Origin of the sequence: Rhodococcus sp. 7Tela_A2 (genome assembly GCF_049311045.1) — a bacterium.
In the GTDB taxonomy this organism is placed as follows: domain Bacteria; phylum Actinomycetota; class Actinomycetes; order Mycobacteriales; family Mycobacteriaceae; genus Rhodococcus.
In genome coordinates this window covers 82890-106323 of sequence record NZ_JAXION010000001.1, presented here as the reverse complement: position 1 = coordinate 106323, position 23434 = coordinate 82890, and the positions used below count along the sequence as shown (strand labels likewise).

Genomic DNA, 23434 nt, shown 5'->3' with positions numbered 1-23434 from the left:
GATCCTACTCGAGAGTGCTGTCTGCGAGCGCCATGCGCACTCGGTCGAGCTCGTCATGCGTCAGAGCCATAGCGAAACGCTTCTTCTTTCCCCAGCTCGACGGATGATCCAGGTAGACGAATACGCGGCGGCTGCCATCCTGATCGAGCTCCGCGTACCTGCTGTTCCCGTCGAGGCCCAGGTCGAACAGACGCGAGACCTCACGGGCGGCGTGCACACCGATCACCGCAACGACTCGCGCTTCCGTCGCAGCCGCCAACACGGTGGGAAGGTGCTTCGTCGCACACGTATGACGCGCCTCCGCCACACCGATCTCATTCGTGCTCTTGCAGTGCACGACCTCCGTGAGCGCATAGTCGACCCCGGGAGTGGCTCCGGGAATCAGCTCGAACGCCCGTTGCCTTACCGCTGCCCAAAAACGGACCGCGCCGGACCATCCGCCCTCCGGCAACGGACTGTAGATACCGTCACGGATCTGCCCGTGCCCTCCGTCGAACCGGTCGGTGAAGTATCGAACGGATCCGGCGATATCGTCTCCCCAACTCGGATACGCCTCGCGCGGGTCGATCGAGGGATTGCTACTGACGAAGATCAAGCGAGCTCTGTCGAGATGCCCTGTCCACGGTTCGGGTACCTGGTGCTCGGACAGAGGCACATCCTGCACGGAAACGACCTTCGAGCACGGCAAGTCCTCACCGGCCTTGCATCGAGCCAGGATCTCGCAATGAATGATCGATTCCAGCACGCTGTTGTCGGCGTTCAAGGTGCCCCTATGCCCGTATTGATTCGACCGCCGACAGAACAGTCGACCAGCGGACAATACTCCATATCTGACACCTTTTCGGATCGTGCGAGAGTGCATCTGGCGCTGTGAGTCCCGAGAATTCACGCACCTGGCGGGGTCGAAGCGAAGACTGTCGGCACTACGCGCTCTAATGGGGCACATGAGTGATACGCCCGATTCGGACATCGAAACCACCGCCGCATTTATCCGGAAGGCTGCCCCCGAACCTCTCCAGGAACACTGGGCAGACATCGACGGTGTTCTCTATCCTCCGAAACAGGCGTACCACTTGATCACAGGGCAGCCGCGCTCCGCGTTCAATACCCACCATGCGTTGGCTCAGCTCCGCAAGTTCGGCTTCGCCACGAGCACCTACACGCCCCGGGCCGTCTCGAACACGGATCTTTCGACCGACGAGCCCGTGAGCACTCCTGACGAGATCGACCAGGTCGAGCCCGCTCCCACAACGACACCGGGCACCTGGCGTGTATCCGACGGATCTGCTGTGTCCTTCCGCGATGCGATCGCTGAGTGGGGAAGGGTCGCGCACGACGTCCTGCTGGAGACCGCTACCCGCTACAACGACTTCGTCACCTACAAGGATCTGGCGGAAAAGGTCCAGGAAGTCTCGGGCATTCGGACGAAGTCGCAGATGCGCAATTGGATCGGCAAGGTACTAGCAGTTGTCGTCGAAGAATGTGCTCGTGGGGGCGAACCGCCGCTCACTTCTCTGTGTGTCACCCAGAGTCAGACGGTCGGCGACGGGTACCGGTTCGTCCTCGAGACAGCAGGTGAGCCCATTCCGGACGACCTCGATCATCACGCGTCCGAAGCCCGCCTCAGGTGCTACCGCGCTTTCAGCACCGATCTGCCTTCGAACGGAGGCACTCCTACGCTCCCGCCACAGGTCACCGCGTCACGCGAAGTGGCAGCGCGTAAGGCTGCGGCAGCTCGTCCCGAGAAGATCGAACTGTGCCCGCAGCATCACACTGCCCTTCCCCGTAGCGGGCGTTGTGACTATTGCGCGTGAACGGTGTGAATGCGTCGTCGGCAACCGCAACGGCTCCTCACGACTTGTCGGCCATTGCGGCGCAGTCCTTGCAGGCCGCTCCGCTCCCGGGCAACACCGTAACCTCGAGAGCCGCTCGTAGGTTTTGGTAGGTGTTTTCCCAGGCCGCTGCTTCGTGGTTGCACGACGCAGCCTCGTCGATGTCCCCTGACGCGGTCGCTTCATCAGCAGACGCCAACCATTCCAACTCCTGTTCCTTCACCAGGCGGAGGTACTCGAGGATGGCATCCCGATCGTGTTTGCATACATGCGCAACCCTGATGGGTTCGAGCACCTTCGTTCCGTCCTCGTCCAGGTGGGTCAGAGCTGCGAGAGCGGGAGGGAAGGACTCGCTCTCATCTTCCTTCCTGACCTTCTCTTCGGCCTTCCGCGACCCACCCTGATAAATGGTTTGGTATCTCGCCCGACCTTCTTTCCCCGCACCGTACTCCTCCTTACAGCGGTCGATGAAGTCCTTCAATTGCCCGATCGCGTCGTCCAGGTGTCGCGGCACAAATGGATGAGCGGGAACATCGACAATGACGGAAAGTCGCTCTCCGTCATCTACGAAACGCAGATACGAGGTTCTCACCAACATTTCCACTCGTCGTTCGGGAAACTCCGCAAAACCGAACGGGCGAGCCATTTTTGGCACAATGATCAGAACTCGAGGATATGACGGCCCTACCATCACCCGCACCATCTGCGATCCCAATGGAATCTCCCAGGATTCAGGGCGCACCAACCTCACGCGGTCGTCGAACATCCTCTTCAGCGATCGAAATACCAGCTTCCCGAGCTCACTTCGGTCCTGCACGATCACAGCGGTGTTCAATTCGCTCTCGGTCATGAGCGAATATTGACGAGTCTCCCGCCCCAGCGGAACGGTTCGATGTTCGAAACGACGGTTGCGGACGCGTCCAGTTGTGTGATCGATAATCCTCACCACGGTCCCATTGGGATGGGGAAGCGCGAATACGTGCTCGAAGAGTTCTGACACCTCGCGCCGAGCGAAGACTCCACTGGCCGATTTCAAGCGGAACTCGACACGCTCCGAGGGGTCGGCAGCCGACACCCGTATCGGCTTCTCTTCCCACTGAGACGAGGCACGTATCCTTTCGAGTTCTTGTTCGTTGAGCAACCGGATAGGCACGGCCACGCGCGACGGTCTGCCCGACCTCGACTCGATCTCCACTCCTACCGTCCGCACGCCGAGCTCCGCTTCGAGCGTGATCGACGCGGAACCCTCGAGGTCCCAGATCTCTTCTCGGAACCAAGTCGTGAAAGAGGACCAGGCATCCCGACGCTGCTCCTCCCACGTTTCGGCGGCATACACACGGCGCTTGGGCAGCAGGATGTCTTCGGTGCGTGATCCGGTCATGGCGAGTGAGTATGCACTCTTGCGCGAAACGTCGCCGACCAGCGTCAACGGACGGGTGTCACATTTTTCCGCTCTGATCCGATAGGAGGATGTGGGCGATGTGTCGGTTTCGGCTGATATACGTCTGGTCGTTCCGAAAAGGTGGAGTGAAGCTGTGAAACAAGACTCGTTGTGGAAAGAAAGCACGGTCGAGCAGTCCGGGCTCGTCGTCCGGATGCTTACCCAGCCGGCGGTCAACCTGGCCCTGGTCCACAACTCGGTGCCCTTGATCTCGGACCTGCGCGTTACGAACGCATCCGGCCAGCCGGCGGTCGACACAACCGTGACGGTCCGCCTGTTCGGCAACGGTGAGGAGCTCGCACCGGCCTGGACTCGAACGTACGACGGCGAACTCCTCGACGGCACCGACGCTTACTGGGACCACTTCGCGGATTTCGCCCCTGCAGTCCCCTATTTGCGTGCGCTGGAAGAAGCGCATCCGGCGACCATTGCGGTGACCGTGTCGAGGATGTGGGCACCGGACCTTCATCTGACGATCCCGATCCAGGTCCTCGCGCACAACGAGTGGTTCAACGCCCCGATCTTCTACGACACCCTGGCTGCATTCGTTCAGCCCAATACGTCCGCTGTGCAGTCTGTCCTCAGCGATGCGGCCGAACTACTACGCAGGAATACTGGCAGTTCGTCACTCGAGGGATACCAGAACGGCCCGGAACGGTCCGCGCTCATCGCCACTGCCATCTACGAATCGCTGAGGTCCCGAGGGATCCGATACATCGATCCTCCTGCCTCATTCGAACGAACCGGACAGAAGGTTCGCACCACGGCTCAGGTTCTCGAACAAAGCTTCGGCACCTGTATCGACCTGGCGGTTACCTACGCCGCGTGCCTCGAAGCGGCTGGTCTCCGCCCCTTGCTCTGGCTCGTCGCCGGACATGCCTTCACCGGGTTTCTCACCGACGATGCGTCGCTTCCACTCCCCACAATCTTGGAACCGAACGCACTCGTCAATCTCGTCGAGTCCGGCAAAGCCGTCGCCGTGGATGCCGTCTACTACGACCAGACCGACGCAGGAGACTTCAAGGGGGCGATAAAGCGTGCCCGGGAGTACTTTGCGTCTCCTGACACCCTATGCGGTGTTGTCGATGTCGTCGCTGCCAGGAAGAGCGGTATCCGTCCGTTGCTTTCCAGCAACGACGTTGCGCCCAAGACCCAACCCCGGCCGGTCGACCTTCACAACGTCGTCCTCGCACTACCCGACGAACTGAAGGCCCGCGGCACTACTGACGATGTCGTCCTGGACACTACGGACCATGCGCCCGCGCGGGTTCGGAAGTGGAAGCGCGCTCTGCTCGATCTGAGTACTCGAAACCGTCTCTTGAACTTGAAGCCGTCCGCGCAGGTAATCGATCTTCACGTGCCTCAGGACGGACTCCCGCTTCTCGACGACATCATCCACTCCGGCGACTCCATCACCCTCACTCCCAATGATGACCTTGCGTCGATTCACGAATTGCAGGGCGCGCGGCGCGCATCCGAGATCTCATCCGAGGTGCTCCTGTCCTATCTCGCGGATGACCGACGGATGTACGGCGCGGTTTCACGTGACCTGTGCGCCAAGCGGTTCAAGGAACTCGCTCGCACAGCACGAACAATGCTCGAGGAGACGGGTAGCGCGAACCTGTACCTGACGCTCGGCGCGCTCATCCACCGCACATCGACCGGTGCGGAGGCCCGCGCTCCCCTCTTCTTGCTCCCCATCCGCATCGTCGGCGGCGCCGGTCGGAAGCCGTTCCAGATCACCGTCGACACCACCGAAGTCGCGTCCCCCAACTATTGCCTCGTCGAGTGGCTTCGCCTCAAGCACAACGTGTCGATCGAAGCTCTCGAGTCCCCGAAGCTGGACGACAGCGGCCTCGACATCGCTCACGCGCTCCGGGGCATCCGCGCAGCTCTCGTCGAGAACAACGTCGACCTACGGGTCGATGAGGTTGCCACCGTTGCGATCTGCCAATTCGGCACCTTCGGAATGTGGAAGGACCTCAACGAACACTGGGACGTCCTCGAGCAGAGCCCGATCGTCCAGCACCTCACGCACCACGCCGGCGAGTCGTTCCGCGACCCGCAGGGTAACGAGAGCCTCGACAGCGTGGAGGTGGACGAGGCGTCCGTGCCCGTCCCCATCCCTGCAGATGGATCCCAGCTGCGGGCGGTGGCGCTGGCTGCGTCCGGGCGCACCTTCGTAATCGAAGGTCCTCCCGGAACCGGTAAATCCCAGACGATTACCAATCTCATTGCGCACGCTCTCGAACGCGGCAAGACCGTCTTGTTCGTAGCGGAGAAGCAGGCGGCGCTGGACGTTGTCAAGAAGCGCGTGTCGAAGGTCGGCCTGACCAACTTCACGCTCGATCTTCACGGCAAGAGCCAGAGTCAGAGTGCCATTCGTGAACAGCTCAAGGCTGCGATCGACAACAACATCTACTACAACTCGCACAATTGGGACGCGAAGGTCGCCGAATTCAGGTCGAAGCTGGTGCCTCTCGCCGAATACCCTCACAAGATCCACAGCCGCAACGGCGTCGATCATTCGTTGTGGCGTGCATTCGAGTCGGTTCTCGAGGTCGGCGACGGACCGACTGCTCCGATCCCCAGCTGGTACGTTGCGCGGCCGGGTCAACCCTGGGCCGCCATTCGGGACACGCTCGAGCTCTTCTCGCGTGCGGCCCAGCCCCTCGAAATACGCCCAGGTTCCCCCTGGTCACTAGCCGGATCCGTGCCGCAGGGGATCGAGGAACAGCACGTGTCCCTCGCTGTGCTCCGTTTCGCGGATGCGGTCGATGCGGCACTGACGAATTCTCGTACGCGCACGCTTCTCGAACGGGTGCAGGCGCCGGAGGACATCGTGGCGCTGCTCCCCCAGGCCCGTCGACAACTCGGACGTCACGTGCCCGACACCGAGACACTCGTCTGGATGCGTAGCCCCCAATTCGCTGCGGCACGTGAAGCGCTGTTCGTCGATATCTCCCGGACACAACAGAATTGCGCGCCGGTACTACGCACATTCGTTCCGATGTTCCTCGAGTCCGGCGATGTCGACTTCTTCATCACCGAGGCGGAAGAGTGCGCCAAGGGCATCTTCGGCAAGAAGAAGAAGGCCGAGCAGTTCCAGCGGAGCCTCGCACCGTTCGCCAACCCGGATGCCGACCTCGCACCCCAAGCCGTGCTTCCGCTACTGCGGATGATCCCCGTCGCCCGCGAACAGGTCGCACACCTGCGTACCGCCGTCCGAGATCTCCTCGGTCCTTTCGCTCCGCCCACCTGGAATCCGCTGACTCCCACCTGCGCCGACGAGCTGCGCCCGGTGCTCGAATACATCGATGACACAATTGGTTTCGTCGACGAGTCACCGGGTTTGTGGAACGATCTCGAGTCCGTCGGATTTCTGACGGATCGGGAGATTCGTGCACTCGACGAAGTTGCCGGCGCATGGGTGACCTTGCGTTCATCCCTCGGGACCACCGATGCCGATGTAGCTCGGTGGACAAACGGTGACCACTGGCTCACGGCATGGCAGCGGGACAGCCGCGCCGTCCGAGAAGAGGCCCAGTACGGCGGTTCTCAGCGTTTCTTCGCGTGGTCGCGCATGTCCGCATATCTCGAACCCCTGCGTAGCGCAGAACTGCACGACTTCGTCGAAGCCCTTCTCACCGGACGGGTTCCCGCCGCCGAAGCGCCGGTCTCTTTCATTCGCGGCGCAGCACGTGCTTCGCTCGAGGAGCGGCGACGCACCACAGGCGTCGCCAACTTCACGACCGCTCTGCGGGACGGCGAGATCTCGGATTTCGTGCGTAGCGCTGACGCGCTGCGCGCCGAGCAGGTCAAGGCACTGCCGGCCGCGTTGTTGTCTCGTCGGCCGTTCCAGGCAGGGGCGCTCCAGGGCGAGGTCGGCGAATTGCGCCGCGCACTCGAACGCAAACGCGGTGGCGCGTCCTTCCGCAACCTCATGTCGCGGTACTCACACCACATCCTGGCGGCGACGCCGTGCGTCTTCGTCAGCCCGACGTCGTTGGCGCAGTTCATCCCGCCCGGTTCGGCGACATTCGACCTGGTCGTGTTCGACGAGGCGTCTCAGGTGACTGTCGCGCAGGCAATCGGTGCGCTCGGCCGGGGCCGCGCAGCGGTCATCGTCGGGGACTCGCAGCAGATGCCTCCGTCGACGTTCGGCCAGGTCAGCGCCGTGGACGATGACGAGGCGGACGAGGACGGAACGATCGCACCGGAGGATCTCGAGAGCATCCTCACCGAGTGTGTCGAGTCCGGAGTACCGCGCCTGTGGCTCTCGTGGCATTACCGCAGTCAGGACGAGACGCTCATCAATTTTTCGAACCAGAAGTACTACGAAGGCCGGCTCGCCAGTCTTCCGTCGCCTGGAGGTGACTCCACCGCAGGTGTCGAATGGCGACGCGTCGGAGGTCATTTCAACCGCGAGAACCGCAAAGAGGGGTACCGGACCAATCGGGTCGAGGCCGAAGCGATCGTCGACGAGATTCGGACTCGGCTTGCCACCCCGCGTCTTGCGGGTCAGAGCATCGGGGTGGTCACCTTCAACCTCCAGCAGCGCGTCCTTGTTCAGGACCTCTTGGAAGCAAGCGACGACCCCTTGGTCCGGGAACAGCTTCGACCCGATAAGGAAGACGGCATCTTCGTCAAGAACCTCGAAAACGTTCAGGGCGACGAGCGTGACGTCATCCTCTTCACGACGGCGTTCTCGAAGAAGCCCGGCGAGACACAGCTCCCCCTCCAGTTCGGGCCACTCAGTCGGGCAGGCGGCGAGAAGCGCTTCAATGTCGCCATCACGAGGGCGCGGCGAAAGGTCGTGATCTTCACGTCGTTCGATCCGTCCGATATCGATCTGTCGCGTACAAAGTCTGTGGGACTCGCGCACCTGCGCGGTTACCTGGAGATGGCGGCGCAACGGGTCGCTCCGAGCCCGTCGGTGAAAACCAACGACAATGTCGACGCCGTCCAGCGAAGCATCTGCACAGCCCTCACCGAACGCGGGTACGAGGTCACGACAAACTACGGCTTGTCCGAATTCGTCCTCGATATCGTTGTGCGGGAACCAGATTGCGATCATTGGCAGGTCGCAGTGATACTGGACGGCCCGCGATGGGCCGGCAGGTCTACCGTGTCCGACCGCGACCTCACCCCCCGCTTGCTCGAGACCCTGATGCACTGGGGCTCGTCGGTTCGGGTGTGGCTTCCCGAATGGATCGAAAACTCCGGAGCGGTACTCGATCGCATCGACGCCGCTGTCGATACTGCGCGTGAACGACGGCGTCAGTACGAGGACCAGCTCACCAGGGAAGCGGAGGCACGCGCCATCGAGATCGCAGACGCGGAAGCTCGCGCCGCGGAAGAGGTCCCCGTCGAGAACCTCGATGTGCTGGCCGATCTCTCCTTCGTCAAGGACGAACTCGACCAGGTGCTTGTGCCCGATGGGGTCACGGAGGGACGACACGAGCTCGTCGCGAGTGTCGCCGCGACGCCTACCCCTACGATTTACTTCGAGGAGGATTTGGCACCGTCGTCCACCGAACGCGACTGGCACGGCCGCGGCGTTGCGTATATCTGCGCCCCGACCACTCCGCTCGGAGAACGCGAAGATCTCGATCGCGTCAACTCTGCATCGGTACGACGGATCATCACTGGCGCCGTGCGCGAAACGGTGGAGATCGAAGGACCGATTCTCCTGGAGCGGTTGGCCCGAGACATCGCGAGACGATTCGGGTTCGATAGGGTATCCGCAGCGCGTAGAGACTATGTAATCGATTGTGTGCCCGGTGAGCTGATTTCAACGACTTCTCTCGGATCCTTCGTGTGGCCTCGCCAGCTCGACCAGGGCAACTGGCGCGGGTTCCGTGCGACACCCGACCACGTCGCCCGCCCCCTCAGCGATATCGCGCCGGAGGCGATCCTTAACGCGATGAACGCCGCCTGCACGGGTCGAGAACTCGGCGTCGAGGCGCTGATCCGGGAAACGCTGGCCATCTTTAACCAGCGTCGCCTAACCGGACCCACCCGTGAGAGCCTGGAGGAGTGTCTGAGCCTCGGCCTCTGGAGCGGGCGCTTGATTCAGCTGGGGTCGGTGATCCGGTCCGGTAGCTGAGCACGATCGAAACGCTTCGTGCGACGCCTGGTGTCCCCGCTCTGGTCACGGCGGCAGAGGCAGTGCATCGTCCCGCTGACCCGGTGCAGTGTGCGCACGCGGATACACCCATGTGGAACGCAATGCCGTTCCCACGGGTCAAGCCACCTAAGTGCGGAAAGCGCGACGAAGGCGGATGGCTTCATACGAAGAGTGCGGCAGGACGGTGAGTGCCTTTGTCCAAGCATGGCGGGAGCGGGGGCCGTGATGACCGAAGTACTCACAAGCTCGAAAGGAACACTGCGTGGGCTGTCAGCGCGGGACCCGCTGTTGACGACCGCATCAACGTGTTCCGCACTACGCCATGGCAGCGGCTCGAGTACCCACTGTGGTTCAGTCCGCCGCCGGCCGTAGCGCCATGCTCCGTGCTGCTCCTGTTCATCGCGTAGCTGATCGCGAAGAGGGTGACACCTGCCTGCGGATCGCCGCAGCAAGGTACACACCTCCGGCTTTGTCAAATTCTTACCGGTCGGTTCGTGAGAGGGAGGCACCGGAGCACCAATAGAATCCGCTTCACGAAACCGCCTGTACCGATCACGTTTGAATAGACACCGCTGACGATATTCTGCTCGCGGGCAATGAAGCGACTGCTTGCGCGTCCATTCAGACACGAAGTGCCTTGATCAGCTCATGAGCGCGAGCTCGACTTGAAAGTTCCGCAATCCGTCGGTCGAGCACCTCAGTCGCCTCTTCACGCCAGGCGGTGTCTCGGAGTTGGTACCGCACGGATTCCGAGAGACCGGCACGGAGATCCTCGCGTGCGGCCAGCGCGCTCAGGACCTGATGTCCGGCTGCGGCCACATCGATTCCCTCCCGCGCTTCGAGAGTCCACCAACTCCCCCGCAGAGCAACCCACGGGTCCGCAGGATTCGGTGCAGACTGAGCTACCGCAAAGGGCGCCAACAGTTCCGCCAATTCCTTCCGAGCGTTGGAAAAGCGAACAAACCCTGGGTGTGAATCAGTACGTTCCACTGCCCATCTGAGCACCACGAACTTGTACGCAGCGCTTCGACCACCTCGCTTGAATACCTGGGTGGTCTCAAGATCCCACAAGAGTCCCCCTCGGGCGTGCTTGCCACCGTGGTCTACAACGAAACCAAGGTCGGTGAGACGATCGGAAACCGTTGCGAGGCCACCTGAAAACTCCGAGCTGTCGCAGAAATACCCCGTTGCATACCCGTGCGCGACCCCGGCAATCGCTTTCGAGTCGTAGAAGCATCCGCGGTAAACTAATCGGAAGTTCCGCGCTTCCGCGTACCCTCGTGTGCGCAAGAACTCTTCTTGGCCGAGCTCGTCGAACTCTTCGATCGCGGAAAGGACCGCAGATCGGGTGATTGCAGACAGGTCAACTCTTACGGCCATGGGCATGACTTTAGTGTCCGCATTCATTGGCCTCCAGGGAGCCCTGCTGGAATGATCTCAAGGATCGCCTACAATTCCGGCCATGGCTCGTATCCGCTCCATCGCCGCAGGCACACAGAAGGTCCAGGCGCATCCGACTGAGGTGGACTGTTACTACAACATCATTGAAGATGGTGACGGAACCCGTCTGATTCACCTGAGCACCTTCGGCTCGGACTACCGCCAGTCCAAGCCCAAGAGCAGCCAATCTATTCAGCTCGACCGCGACATGGCCGTGCAGTTCATCGAGGTTCTCCTCAAAGCCTTCCCGGATATTCTTCCCATTGCCAAGGCGGCACTCCCCAGCTCTGGAGACAACGGAGACATTGCCTGGCCGGCTGACGAATCGCCAATTTTCCAGTCACTTCTTCGAGAACTCGGAATCAAGGACTAGAAGCGATCGTCCCACTTACTCGGAGAATCGGTGACCAGGTCTCCGTATTCTTCGAAGGTAAGGACTGCTTCAGCGAACACAAGGTCTGTAGCTACCAAGGTCGGGCAGTGTACTGCTACCCTCCCCCAGTGCTCGAGCACGGCAGGGGTGAGCAGTTCCCGTTCGAATTGATGGGCCTCCAACCTGGCCAGTCCTGCGGCCACGAGGCTGAAAGCAGGGACCGCGGTCCATGCGGCATCTGCGCCGATCTCGGCGAAAACGGCGAGTCGTTCGCTCACCGCGGAGTACAGCGCAGGAGAGCGCTCTTCCAGATCAGCACTCAAATGTCGCGCTTCGACAATCAGCCCCAGCGGCGAGTCCGGACCTGTCCATATACTTCGCTGGTCGAACGCTTCGAGGTATGCGGACCATCGGGCTTCCGGACTAAGCATCGGCCCTGGCACGCTACGGATCTCGGTGGCCAAGTAGTCCAATGCGTCGTCTCCTAGCGAAACCAAGTCGCTGACGATTTCATGCTCCGGTCGACCGGTCGAGGGCAATGTGCCACAACCCAGAACGGTGATCAGCGGATCTCCGCCGTGCTGTTCCAAGTAGTTCAGGGTGTCAAGCCGCTCCCCACGCGCTGTGCGTCTCCGCGCGCTCAAGGGCGGGAGGTCGGAGATCTCGATCATGCATCCCACCCACGGGTTGGAATGCAACTCGTTCGAGGTCTCGGTGGAACCGTAGTTCTGCCGAGCAAGCTCCGTATGAACAACTAGGGATGGTAGCCGGGAGGTAGGAATCGTACTGTTGCCCAGCGACTCCAACGCCGTTCGTGGATTCTCCGAGACGACCCGGAGCAACTCACGGCGCATCTGTCCCTGAAGGACATCTCCTGGATCGTGCAACGTCCGAGCCAGGACCGTCCAGATCTCAGGCATGACCTGTGGGCTGCGGGGCGGATGACCTCCTCCTTGCGCAAGATACTTCGAGAGACGTTCACGGTTTTTGTTCCGATCACGCCTGTATCCGGCTTGGTCGATCTCGAAGACCCGGTTGTCCGGCCACTGCGGCGGCTCATCGAGCACCCACGGGTCGGACACGCGGAGCTGTACCAAGAGCTTGCCTGCCGCAATCAGGTCTTTCGGAAGGGGGACCACGACATCGGTCACCGGGATCTCCCGGGCGCCTGCCCAGGGAGCGGTCGACCACCAAACATTCGCCACCAGATTGTCAACAACCCGGAGTCCGTCGAAGACCATACTCTCGTCCTCGATCCGGATTTCCCTACAGCTCCCGACCGGACGGATCTGTGCCGCCGTGAATCGAACGATTTTCTGGTCTTCCGAGACAGCGACAGCTGTCAGCACACAGTCGCCGGCCCTACGTGCGACGTCCGTGAAGACTCGTAGGTCGGCTTCGAAGTGGCCATCCCCGGTCCTCCGAGGGCAATACCATTTGAGCGCGGTACTGTCCCTGCCGACCAATTCCAGTCGAAGTGCAGAGCAGCCTGGCACACTCAGTACCAATAAGGATTGTTCGTCCAGATCGGCATGGAACAGCATCGGCACCGACGTCCGCCACCGGATTGCGTGCCCGACCGAGCCGACATGGATCCGAACATAGGGTGGTGTCAGCACCAACGCGTGGGTGACGACAGCTGCAGTGAACCTGATGTTGCGCTTGATATCACTTCCGCTGAATTCGACCGAGGTCTCAACCGGCCGGATGGAGCTACGCGTAGGTATTTGTGCCGTGACCGGCTCTAAGCCGCCGAGAGCCGGTGGACGGACCCAGCGATCTATCGTTACGTCGACGCCTTCGAGGACGAAGACCGTATATCGCAGACTGGAACCCGCAGACCCTGTGACTGCAATATCGAACTGGCCCGCAAGATCACCATGCACCCCAGCGAATGGTTCGACGGTGCGCGCATCCACACCCGTCGTGTAAGTCGAATCTGTGACGGGGCCTCGGTCGATACTCCTCCTGACCTGAACTCGCCACGATGAGTCCTCTCCGTTCCCCCGCCCGGGAAGGCGAAGTCGCGGCTTCACGGCATAGACGGGAACCCCCGCTGCCGTCGTCAGGCCCACGATCGGCGCGCCCAGTTCTAGCCGTGGTACCTCGATGACTCGAACGCCACGCAAGATTCCTTTGCGGGCATCGGTAACTACCCTCAACGACGTCGCTGGGGAGAGGTCTACCGCAGCTACTTGCCACCCGCGCCAGCCCCCGGGGGAGCCAAAGACTGCGTAGGGCTGGAGATCGACGTCGGCGACCTCATCCACCAAGCGGGCATGTTCCGGGTACACCGCCAGTATCTGCCCCTTTGGCAACACTGCTTGGTTCCGTAGCCAGCGGCCGTCTCGATCGAAGAGGAGAATTGGATCGTTCGTGCGCACGAGCGGAACCCTCCAGGCAGCTTCGGCTGAGCTACATTCGATGACGAGTTCCCGTGCCGGTTTCGGGATCGGCAGTCGCGTCGGCTCCCACTCCCGCCAATCGAGTCCCCACTCGCCGGAAGGACTCGCGACCGCAATATCACCGTCGTACCACACACGCCACTTCTCCTCTTCACCGAGCTCGGTTGGGGGGAGTTCGATAACGACCTGATCGTCCAGAGGCGTGAATACGACCGAAGGGGAACGACGTCCGCGTGCCGCTGAGCTTGCGCCTGCACCGCCCGACCTCCCGAAGGCGTGGACTTCGAGGGCTGCGTCGAAACCTTGACGAAGAATCCGTGGAATCGTGCGGATGTCGAGTTCGATGGCGTTCGGCGTCCCGCCGTCCAGCATTCGATCGACGTTCTTGACGAGATAGTCGAGAACCTCGATCGCGAACGAACCTCCGTGCATGAGGAAGTTGCGGACCGGCTTTGCAAGCTTCAGCACCTGCGGGTTCTTGTCGGATCGCACGATCCAGTCCATAAGGCCGGCTCCTGAAGCAAGACGTCCCCGGTGCAGATATTCGTCAGCGACCTCGACGAGCGCTCCCATGCAGTGGATGGGGACGCCTGCGTGCACGCCGAGCGTCTGCACGTATTGCCCTCGGAGCGAGGGGAATGCGTCGAGGCCGAAACGTTGAAGGTTCGACTCGACGCATTCCCGGAGCGCGTTCTCGAAGGCAAGGGTTCGCGGCAGTCCGAGCTCTGCCCAGAAGCTCTCCCAGTACCGGCCGTGTTCGTAAGCAAGTGCGGCGTGCCCGACCAACGCGGTCATCGTGAGTGCAGGATAGCGATCGATGAAGTGTCTGATCGCTCGACCTTTCCGCCGATGACGTTGCGCAGCGATTCCGTAGAAGCCCTGGATCCGCTGCACCTCGGCTTCGTCGAGATCTGCACGAACGACGAGATCGACCTCGCCGAGACAGACACGGAGTCTGCGCTCCTCGTCACCCATCCATGTTTCGAGTTCGTCGAGCGCCGAAATCTCGTCACGCCCGAATGGTGTCGGCACCGTTCCTCCGCTCAGACAAGTCTCCCCGTCGCAGAATCACACTCACGCGCCGGAGCTTCTGTTTTCAGCTCCGCGTTACTTTTCCGATCAAGTCCTCCGTATCTACCATCTCGAGTCGGAAAAAGTCGATGTCGTTGTCCCGCAACCAAGCCTCCCGGTCGGCGTCGTCATCGGTAAGAATCGCGATCTTTTCTCTCTCCCAGAAGATCTCGACGAGCCACCCGTCGCCTACTTCGACGCCGATCTGTGGCACCGGCACCTCAGCTTCCGCCAGCTGGGACAACAAGGGTCTGGCCTCGGTGTCCACGAGAGCGAGTGCATCCTGCCATGGGGACGACATACCACCTGCGATGGAGATCTCCTCGAAGATCTCGAGAGCGCCACCCCTGCTGAGCTTGTCGTGGTAGCGCGCATTCCGATAAGTCCGCAGACAGCCGTAGCACGATGTCTCTGTACCGCAATCGCACGAGTTGAGTCGCTCGATTGCCCCGGCGAGGACAGCTCCCAGGTTCTCCGCGATCTTCTTGGCTGCTCCCGCGCCGGCGGGCACCGTGTCGAACAAGACGATACTTCGTCGCCCGTCCTTACTCCACGACAGTGTTCCGTCGATATCGTCGCGGCTGATCTCGAGGACTTTTGATGCCCCCTCCAACAGCGCGTACAGCACGGACAGCCAGCGCGATTCGCTCTCTCTGTCGTAGCTGACATCACCGAAGGTGAACTCTGCGACGTCTGTCTCGTAACGGTGCGCGAGCGAGACGACGTCGAACGTTCCGTCACAAGGTTTTCCGGTGGCGGGACGCTCATGTTTCCGCGGAGTATTCCGACCGGCACGCGGCGTGGCCCAGCCACACCATTTACAGAGCATGAAACCGGCGCCTTCGCCTTCGGAGATCACCGCCATGCGAGCGCGAACTCCGGCCTTGGCTTCGACTGTGATGCCGCCCGTGGACTTCCAGGTGAAGGTGTCGACGACGTCACCGATGTGCTCGACGTAGCTGGCACCGTTCCATTTGCGTTCCGGAGGCGCTGTTCCCACATCGCTGGCCTTGGCGTCCGCGACGAACCCGTACTCGGGAATGACGAACCGTTTGAGCGATGTGAACGGTTCCTGGCACCCGCCACACACTTCACCCGCGTCGAGAGTGCGTGCCGCTTCGAACCTGTCGCAGTTCCGGCACACTCGGTACTCGAACTGCTCGAGTTCGCGCTTCGGCACCCGGTGGATTCCTCGTGAAGTCCAGACTTTGCCGCCGGCCACGATCTGGTTGCCCGGCGCGTAGTCGTAGATCGCCTGACTCAGGTCGCGGGACAGTTCGAGGTTTCGCCCGACCGGTTCCTGACAGTGTTGGGTCCTGAGTTCGACGGTGTCTACCGGGAAGCCGTACTTCGGCAGGATGTTCTTGTTTGCGAGGAAGCCGAGCAGTTGGCGCTCGTCGATGGTGCGCAACGTCTTCTGCAGGTGTACGGCGATCCCGAACTGTTCCGCGTTCTTTGCTTCCTCGATCAATTCGCGGAAGGTCTGGAAGTCGTTCTCCACGTCCTTCTCGACCTTGTCCAGCAGGTCCGCGAGGTACTGGACCCATTCGTCGTTGTCGACCCCGATCTGCTCCCGCACCTCCGGCGGGAGAATCCGACGAAGGTCTTCCCGCATCTGCTCGGGTACCGGGGTGAGGAAATCCTTCACCATCGCTGCGGGAGAAACACCACCCTCGGTCTCCGCGCGGAAAAACTGGCCCGCCTGCGTCCAGGGCTTGCCGGTGGCTTCGACGCCGTGCCGGAAGTAGGCAGCCAATGCGACAGAATGCGCATGTCGGCGACCGATTCGCTCGTTCTCGATGGGGATCCACGGGATCCGCATCTGGCCGGCAATCATGGATTTCGGGTCCTGGAACTTCGACAGGTCGTGTGAACTGCGTTTGGCGTAGGTCAAGACGAGCGCTGCCGAGGCGGCTCGACGGCCGGCGCGTCCCGCTCGCTGCACGTAATTGGCTGTCTTGGGAGGCATATTGCGCATCACCACGGCTTGCAGATCACCGACGTCGACGCCGAGTTCGAACGTAGTCGAGCATGAGAGAACGTTGACTTTGCCATCGATGAACTCTCGCTGAATCTCGGCCGCCTGCCGCGCCGTCCATTGCGCGGTGTGCTCCTTCGAGCTCAGAGGTGCAGGATTGAGAGTGCCGTAGATGTTCCGGTAGTGGTTGGTGTCACGGTCGAGCCGAGGAACCTCATACGCGAGAAGCTTCCCCGTGCAAGTGCTGTTGGGACACACCCCTCGGACGTTGAATGCGGTGATGCGTCGACACGTGTCGCATCGATGCCAGGCACAGTCCATCCCATTGTGGACGGCGAGCCTGGTGTGGTCGATCTGATAGGCATCCGCTTCGAACTTGTCCGGCTCGTGCTTGACGAACCCGTTCTCGAGAAGAAAGCGCCAGCATCCGTCGAGCACCTTGCTCGAATCCATGCCCTTGCCGAGTTCGGCCAAGACCTTGGACATGAAGCGGACCCGGTTGTTCGTCCCGTTTGCGCGCCCACTCGGAAGCCAGGACAGCACCTTGCTCTTCGGGTTGGACCCCACACGGGTGATTCGGATTCGCATGTTGCGGGGTTCGAAACGTTCACTGCGGATATCGACTTCATCGAGGAGGTTCACCGCACCCTGCATACGAACGGTCTTGAGCAGTTCGTCGATGAGATCCCACGCCTCGTCCTCCTCCAGTCCGAGTTGAGTGAGCCCCCGCGGCACGGTGACGTTGGCGCGCGACACCGCCACGCGCATCAATCCCAGACCTTCGAGGGACTGTTTGTGGTCCATGGTCATGAGTTCACCCATGACCCATTCGTTCGCAGCCTTCTCCATCACGACGCGTCCGGCAGTCTGGGGGAAGTGATGCGCCGCCTTGGCTTTCTTCTGCGCGATGTACGCGAGGTCCTCGACCGTGAGGTCGTCGTCGGCATATTTACGGTCCTGCAACGCCATGGTCAGATACCGGCGCTCGAGAAGACGTCCGTACGTTCGTCCCAGATACGGTGCCGCGAATGCGGCGGCTTGGCGGGAGTCCGAGAACATCAGGAGCTTACGACCTTCACCGACCTCTTTGACCGTCTCGTCGGTCGCGGCCGGCAAATGCTGGTACAGGGTTGTGGTGATTACCGACGGCGCGGCATTCACATCCGTCCGTAAGCGACGGATGAGCTGACGTGCGCTGCCCCCACATTCCGTGCATGTGCTCATTACCTTCTTGGTTCCGCGATGTTCACGCACTCTTCGAGATTCGCCGCCGGGGCAGTCGCCGATCGGGCACATACCCTCCATGTCGCTCAGCAGCCCGCAACCCGTGCACAGGTATCGGATACCCGATTCAGAAGTAGCGGTGCTGTCGCCCAAAGTTTCCTCGTCCTCGTCCACACTGGTGTCCGGCGCGTCGGTGAGGACCAACCACTTCACCGAGGAATCTTCCTTGACACTGGGAACGAAGAACTTCCCGTTCTTGCGGATGGAGACGTCACCGGCCAGATGGACGGCACCGCACCGCTGGCATGTTCCGAATTCGAACATCGCGCGGCCAGTCGTCGGATCGATCTCGTGCCGACCAAGCAGAACTGTCGGCTCGTCGTCACCGAAGCTGACGTAGGCACCCTCGGTAGCTCGCACAAACATGTGATACCGAGCAGACAGAACGGGATTCCCACTCGCGTCCGTCACTGAGGAGCCGAGCGTGACAAGTGCCTGCAGCTTGTCGCCTGCACGTGGATCACCGGGCCACAGGCGATCTGCGAGCGCGAATGCGTCGAGCGGCCCCTCGGCCAAGGTTTCGCGCAGGGACACGATCGTCTTCTCCGTGTGAAGCGCCTCGGCGGCGTCACCGTCCGGCGATCGAGACCCGAGTTCGGTCAGATCGGCACCCTGTCCGGACCACTCGGTCAGTTCGTCGTCAGTCATCTGCCAGGTGGCGGGCTCACGCCGTTCCAGGCGTGTCGGCGTGACCAGGTCCTGACGAGCAGGATCGTCTTCCACGAACTCGAAGTCCGCCTGGAACAGGTTGCGAGCGAAAGTCATCGCCTCGTCCGGCGCGCCGTCGAGCGAGGCAGACGTGGCAATGCACTGCAGGGAGGTTTCGGGCGCGACGCGCTGCCTCAGACGACGCAGCAGTAGGGCGACCTCGGACCCCTGCGCACCGTCGTAGACGTGGGCCTCGTCGAGAGCAATGAACTTCCAAGTGCCGGCATAGGGCCCGTCGAAGAGGTCGAGGTCTGCGGGCCGCAGTAGGAGGTATTCGAGCATTGCGTAGTTGGTGAGAAGGATGTGCGGTGGATGGGTTCGCATCTCCTCCCGGCTGAGCAGTTCGTTGGCACACCGCTCCTGGCCCGGGTTTGTGGCCTGGAACAGACTCTCTGCCTTGTCGGTGTACTGCTCGGTCTCACCTGTATATCGGCCGAACGTGATGTCGGGAAGGTCTTTCAGCATTCCGCGCAGACGTTTGAGCTGATCATTGGCGAGTGCGTTCATCGGGTACAGAAGAAGTGCGCGAACGCCGGGGCCGAGCGTGCCCGCCTCACGTTCGGCGACCAACGAATTGATGATCGGAAGCAGGAAACTCTCGGTTTTACCTGAGCCGGTACCGGTACTGACGACGATGTTCCGGCCCGCGGTGACCTTGCGGATGGCCCGTTCCTGATGTTGGTAGAGCGGCCGCTGCAGGTCTTGGGCCTTGTTGTACAGGGCAGCCAATCCGGGTCGCAAGATCCCTTCATCGATGAGTTCGGGGATCGACTTGCCCGGCGCGTACGGCGGGGTGAGTTCGAGCAGCGGCCCCTTCGTCAGGAGACGAGTGTCGTCGATGGCTGCGTCGAAAGCCGCCGCTATCGCGGGATCGCTCGGCCCCAGTAGTGTTTTGAGATACCGCTTGTACGTCTCATCGATCTGCCGCGCGGTGAGCAGGGGGTCGAGACGATCCGCCATCAGTTTTCTCCGATCAGGTCGCCGTGGAGGGCGTAGGTTACGAGGGCTTCGGCAATGAGCAGATCCGTCATCACCAGTCCTGGGCATAGTCGAGCCATGGCTGCCCAGGATTCTTCGAAGTCGGCCGTCACAGGTGAGTGCCGAAGCATTCCGTGGGCCTTCATACGGGCGAGCACCGCAAAGGTCAGCGATTGCAGCGACAACAACATCCATCGATGTCGTCCTGTGTCGACGCCCTGGAGCTTTTCGTTACGAGCGGCCACCTCGCGGTAGATCTGCCCCCGGGTACGCCTGATGATGTCGAGTGAACGGGCCGTCGCGGAGGCAAAGGAGGGCGACCATCCTTGCGCCATCCACGTCGCGCGATGGTGGAATGCGTCGATCACGGCGCTGACGCGGGTGTCCTCGTCGAGAAGCGCTCCCGGCACAAGGCGCGCATGCTCGAAGATCTCCTCGACCTGCGAGCCGGGCAGCCTGTCGAGCAGCACGGTGTCCTTCTCGAAAACACCGCCGTAGAGATCAGCGGACCTCCCCCTGGACAGGACTTCGATCAGCGTTCTGCCGCCCTTGTCCTCGAGATAATCGAGCGTCTCGGCGCGTTCCGCGTCGACGTCGTGCCGACGCTCGTACAGCGAAGGCAGGTCGGCAATTTCGATCATGCACCCGGCCCAGGGATTGGCGTGCAGATCGTTGAGTGTGAAATCCGCCGCGTAGCTTCGGTACACCAAACCGGTGCGGATGAGAAGCGACATCATCTCGGGCTGCGGAATCGTACTGCTACCCAAAGCCTCGAGTGCTACTCGTGGATTCTCGGTAAGGATACGGCCGAGCGCGGAACGAAGTTGTTGTGTCTGGACGTCTTCCGAGTCCTGCGGGAGCAGTGCGAGCGCGGACCACACCTCGGGCATGCTCACCGCGTCTGCCGGCGCGGGTCCGGCTCCTGCCAGGAACCGCGACAGGTTGTCACGTTCGTGCGACGGATCGTGCATCCAGCCGGGTTGGTGCGCCTCGAGTGCGGAACTCTGCGGCCAGGACGGCGGCGTGACCGTGGTCCATGGATCGTCGACGAATACTTCGGCGAGCAACGGCCCCGCGTCGACGTGGGTTTCGGGCATTTTCGCGCGACCCTCGACAACCTGAAGGGTCAGAACCGGGCGCCACGGCGCCGTCCGAGCCCACAGATTGACCGCGAGATCCTCCTCGCCGGCCGGGTTCTCGAGGATGAGCATCCCGTCGTGGACGACGATTCCGGTGCACAGTGCCGCCGGCCGGACGTGTACCAGAACCACTTTCGTCGTGCGACCGTATTCGTCGTCGATGAGCGCGACGATCCGGCACTGCCCAGCGTTTCGCGCGGCATCGAAGAAGACACGACTGGGAACCTGGAAGTAATCGTAGTGCGGTGTTTCCGGTGTGACGTCCTTGATCAGCGCACCATCGCGAGACTCGAGCTGGAAAACCGCGGCCTCCGCAAACGGAACATGCAATGCGAGGAGCCGATGTTCATCGAGCTCGGCCGGTGTGAGGACCGAGGCTGCAGTGCGCCACTGTGCGGGGGCGCCCATCGGGTCGGCTCGCATCTGGACGTGCGGCGGCGTGAGTCGCAACCGGTACGTGCGTTCACGCTGCGACACGGTGATGAGCTTGTCGCGGTCACCTGCCGCAAACTCGACGCGCGGATGGGGCACCACGAGGTCCCATTCGCTCGACACCTGCGCGGTCACCGGGATCAGACCGCCGGTAGCGGGGAATCTGAACGGCCTCGTGTACTCGACGGAGATGCCCTCGGCAAGGAATACCTGCAGACGCAGGTCGTTACCGATTGGACCCGACACCTGGACGTCGAACATGCCGAGGACAGCGTCCTCTATCGGTTCGAACGGGTCGACTACAAGTTCCTCGTCCGCGCCGGAAACTTCGGTATCGACAAGCCAACTCGACGTGTCCGGGCGCTTCACGCGGATCCGCCATACGACTGCCTGCTTGCCGGAGTTGGCCGGCAACGTGACTTCCGGGCGCGATCCATACACGGTCAGTCCGTTGAGGGTTTGCAGTCCGTCGACGACGACCCCGTGTTCGAATGTCGGCGTCGCGGCATCACGCACGGTGCGAACCCCACCAGGCGCTCGCGTGCCCCGTCGCGTGAGCACGATCGAACCGGAGGTGGAGAGGTCGAGCTCAGCGGCAGACCAGCCCGTCCAACCGACCGGCGAGTCGGCCGGGAAGGTCGGCATGAGCGTCATTCCGGTACCGACGTCGACAACCTGCGCGTCGCTGGGGTACAGAGCGAGAACACAACTGCGCGGGAGCGCGGAGTGCCGGGGAATCCACCGTCCGTCGGTGTCGAAGACCAGCAGAGGGTCGTCCTTGTCGACAACGGGTATCTGGGTGGATTCGTCGCTGGGCTGATGCTGCAGCATGATTTCGCGAACCGGACCCGGCACCGGCACCGGAGTGGGTGGATGTTCCTCGTCAGCTCGCACGCCCCAGCCAGGCTCGGCGAGCGCTTCCCTGGTGACGCCGTCGAACGACAAACGCCATGGCACCTGAGGGTCGACATCCGGGTACGGCACTTCGACGACAACCTGCCGGTCGAGCGGCAGAAAAGCAATGGTCGGCTTGCGACGCCGTCGCATTCGAGCCACGACAGGACGAGGTCCACTTCCGAACGGACGGTCACGCAGCAACTCGATCAGTTTGTCGAGCAGCAGCGTCGGCAGGCCGGTGGTGGACGTCTCCAGGTCGAGATCCGACGCTGCCCACCCCTCGGTGTTCACAGTGAATCCGACGAACTCGATGATGCGATTGAGAATGTCGACGGCGAGCTGATCACCGTAGAGGATGAAGTTGCGAACGGGGACATCGAGCGAGTTCATCCGATGTTTCTTTCCCGGTTCGCGCAGCCACTCGATGACCGTGGCACCGGTGACCTCGGTGCCTGCGACCATGCGCTCTTCGAGGAGATCGATGATGTCGCGCATGCAGTACACCGGGAACCCGGCATGCAACGCCATCAACTGCACGTAGTCGCTCTTGAGTTCCGGGAACTTACGCAGGCCGAAGCGTGTGAGCAAGCGATCCAGAGACTTCCGTAGGGCTTGCTCGAAGGACTGCTCACGTGGCAGGTCGAGACGCGCAAAGAACTCGTCCCAGTACCGATGCTGCTCGTAGCCGAGGGCTGCCTGGCCGACGAGGATCGCGAGGGTGAGCGCCGGGTACTTGGCGATCACCTGTTCCGGAGGCGCCGCGAGGCGCAACATCTCTGCGGCCTGCCGACCGTACATCTCCTGAGTTCGACGAATCTCGTCCTCGTCCAGATTGATCTCGACGACCAGGGACGCCTTCTCCAACCGGCGCGTGATCTCGAATTCCTGGTCGGACAGCCACTGCTGCCGGAACGACACCCCGCTCACAGATCCCCCACTCCCTGACGCACCTTCCGGCACCCCCGCGCATGCAATCGAACAGACCTCGCGAACCGGCCATATAACCGGTGTTTCGTTCGAGAACGTAAAGTTGATACATCACACTTTGGCAACAGCGGTGAAGTGCCGCCCACCGGCGTGAATGAGGTGCCCGAGTCGACGCCGTCCGACCCCGATCGTGTGGTCCGATTCTGCGATATCACCGCCGTCAGGGCGACGAGCTAACGTCACCTACTCTTTCGGCGATAGGGACTACGTTCGACTCGAGGGGTTGTGAGGCCGGACGGAAGTCCGACGTCGTTCACGTGGAAGCTCGAGGATTGTGGTGCCGAGTTGCAAGGTCAAGTGGTCGCACCTACCGCCATCCCTTTTTCATAACCTGGACAA

9 protein-coding genes are annotated in these 23434 nt (G+C 61.8%); 3 read left to right on the top strand and 6 right to left on the bottom strand.

Annotated elements, in window-relative coordinates; all coding sequences use genetic code 11:
• Window positions 1-4: 4 nt before the first annotated feature.
• Window positions 5-664: a hypothetical protein gene (locus tag TVH25_RS00300; RefSeq protein WP_422423074.1), complete on the bottom strand. Its 660-nt coding sequence runs from the start codon at window positions 662-664 to the stop codon at window positions 5-7.
• 280 nt (window positions 665-944) lie between these two features.
• On the opposite strand from TVH25_RS00300, the gene TVH25_RS00295 reads away from it, so the two are divergent.
• Complete coding sequence (locus TVH25_RS00295; RefSeq protein WP_422423073.1) at window positions 945-1814, top strand: hypothetical protein; 870 nt, start codon at window positions 945-947, stop codon at window positions 1812-1814.
• Window positions 1815-1851: 37 nt separating this feature from the next.
• On the opposite strand, the gene TVH25_RS00290 is transcribed toward TVH25_RS00295, so the two are convergent.
• Entirely contained in the window at window positions 1852-3213 is a 1362-nt protein-coding gene (locus TVH25_RS00290) for a T3SS (YopN, CesT) and YbjN peptide-binding chaperone 1 (RefSeq protein ID WP_422423072.1), read from the bottom strand.
• Between the two features lie 154 nt (window positions 3214-3367).
• On the opposite strand from TVH25_RS00290, the gene TVH25_RS00285 reads away from it, so the two are divergent.
• On the top strand, window positions 3368-9382 hold the full coding sequence (locus TVH25_RS00285; RefSeq protein WP_422423071.1) for a DUF4011 domain-containing protein: 6015 nt from the start codon (window positions 3368-3370) through the stop codon (window positions 9380-9382).
• Window positions 9383-10024: 642 nt separating this feature from the next.
• Here the strand turns inward: TVH25_RS00285 and TVH25_RS00280 are convergent.
• Window positions 10025-10789, bottom strand: coding sequence for a hypothetical protein (locus tag TVH25_RS00280; RefSeq protein WP_397517130.1), 765 nt, complete (start codon window positions 10787-10789; stop codon window positions 10025-10027).
• A gap of 76 nt (window positions 10790-10865) precedes the next feature.
• Here TVH25_RS00280 and TVH25_RS00275 point away from each other — a divergent pair, with 76 nt between their 5' ends.
• Window positions 10866-11216 carry a hypothetical protein gene (locus TVH25_RS00275; protein ID WP_397517129.1) on the top strand — a complete coding sequence of 117 codons (351 nt, stop codon included), beginning with the start codon at window positions 10866-10868 and terminating at the stop codon, window positions 11214-11216.
• Here TVH25_RS00275 and TVH25_RS00270 read toward each other — a convergent pair.
• The 3 genes from TVH25_RS00270 to TVH25_RS00260 all read right to left on the bottom strand — a co-directional run bounded on the left by TVH25_RS00270 (window position 11213) and on the right by TVH25_RS00260 (window position 23035).
• Window positions 11213-14653 (bottom strand): hypothetical protein, encoded by a 3441-nt coding sequence (locus tag TVH25_RS00270; protein ID WP_422423070.1) that lies wholly within the window; start codon window positions 14651-14653, stop codon window positions 11213-11215. The genes TVH25_RS00275 and TVH25_RS00270 overlap by 4 nt on opposite strands.
• A 64-nt stretch (window positions 14654-14717) precedes the next feature.
• Window positions 14718-19622, bottom strand: a complete 4905-nt coding sequence (locus tag TVH25_RS00265; protein ID WP_422423069.1) for a DEAD/DEAH box helicase — start codon at window positions 19620-19622, stop codon at window positions 14718-14720.
• Entirely contained in the window at window positions 19622-23035 is a 3414-nt protein-coding gene (locus tag TVH25_RS00260; protein ID WP_422423068.1) for a hypothetical protein, read from the bottom strand. The genes TVH25_RS00265 and TVH25_RS00260 overlap by 1 nt, the downstream gene beginning before the upstream one ends.
• Between the last annotated feature and the right edge of the window lie 399 nt (window positions 23036-23434).

Excerpts from the sequence above, each read along its gene's own strand:
- TVH25_RS00295 (WP_422423073.1), top strand. The coding sequence starts at position 945 with ATGAGTGATACGCCCGATTCGGACATCGAAACCACCGCCGCATTTATC.
- TVH25_RS00290 (WP_422423072.1), bottom strand. The coding sequence starts at position 3,213 with ATGACCGGATCACGCACCGAAGACATCCTGCTGCCCAAGCGCCGTGTG.
- TVH25_RS00265 (WP_422423069.1), bottom strand. The coding sequence starts at position 19,622 with ATGGCGGATCGTCTCGACCCCCTGCTCACCGCGCGGCAGATCGATGAG.
- TVH25_RS00275 (WP_397517129.1), top strand. The coding sequence starts at position 10,866 with ATGGCTCGTATCCGCTCCATCGCCGCAGGCACACAGAAGGTCCAGGCG.
- TVH25_RS00280 (WP_397517130.1), bottom strand. The coding sequence starts at position 10,789 with ATGCCCATGGCCGTAAGAGTTGACCTGTCTGCAATCACCCGATCTGCG.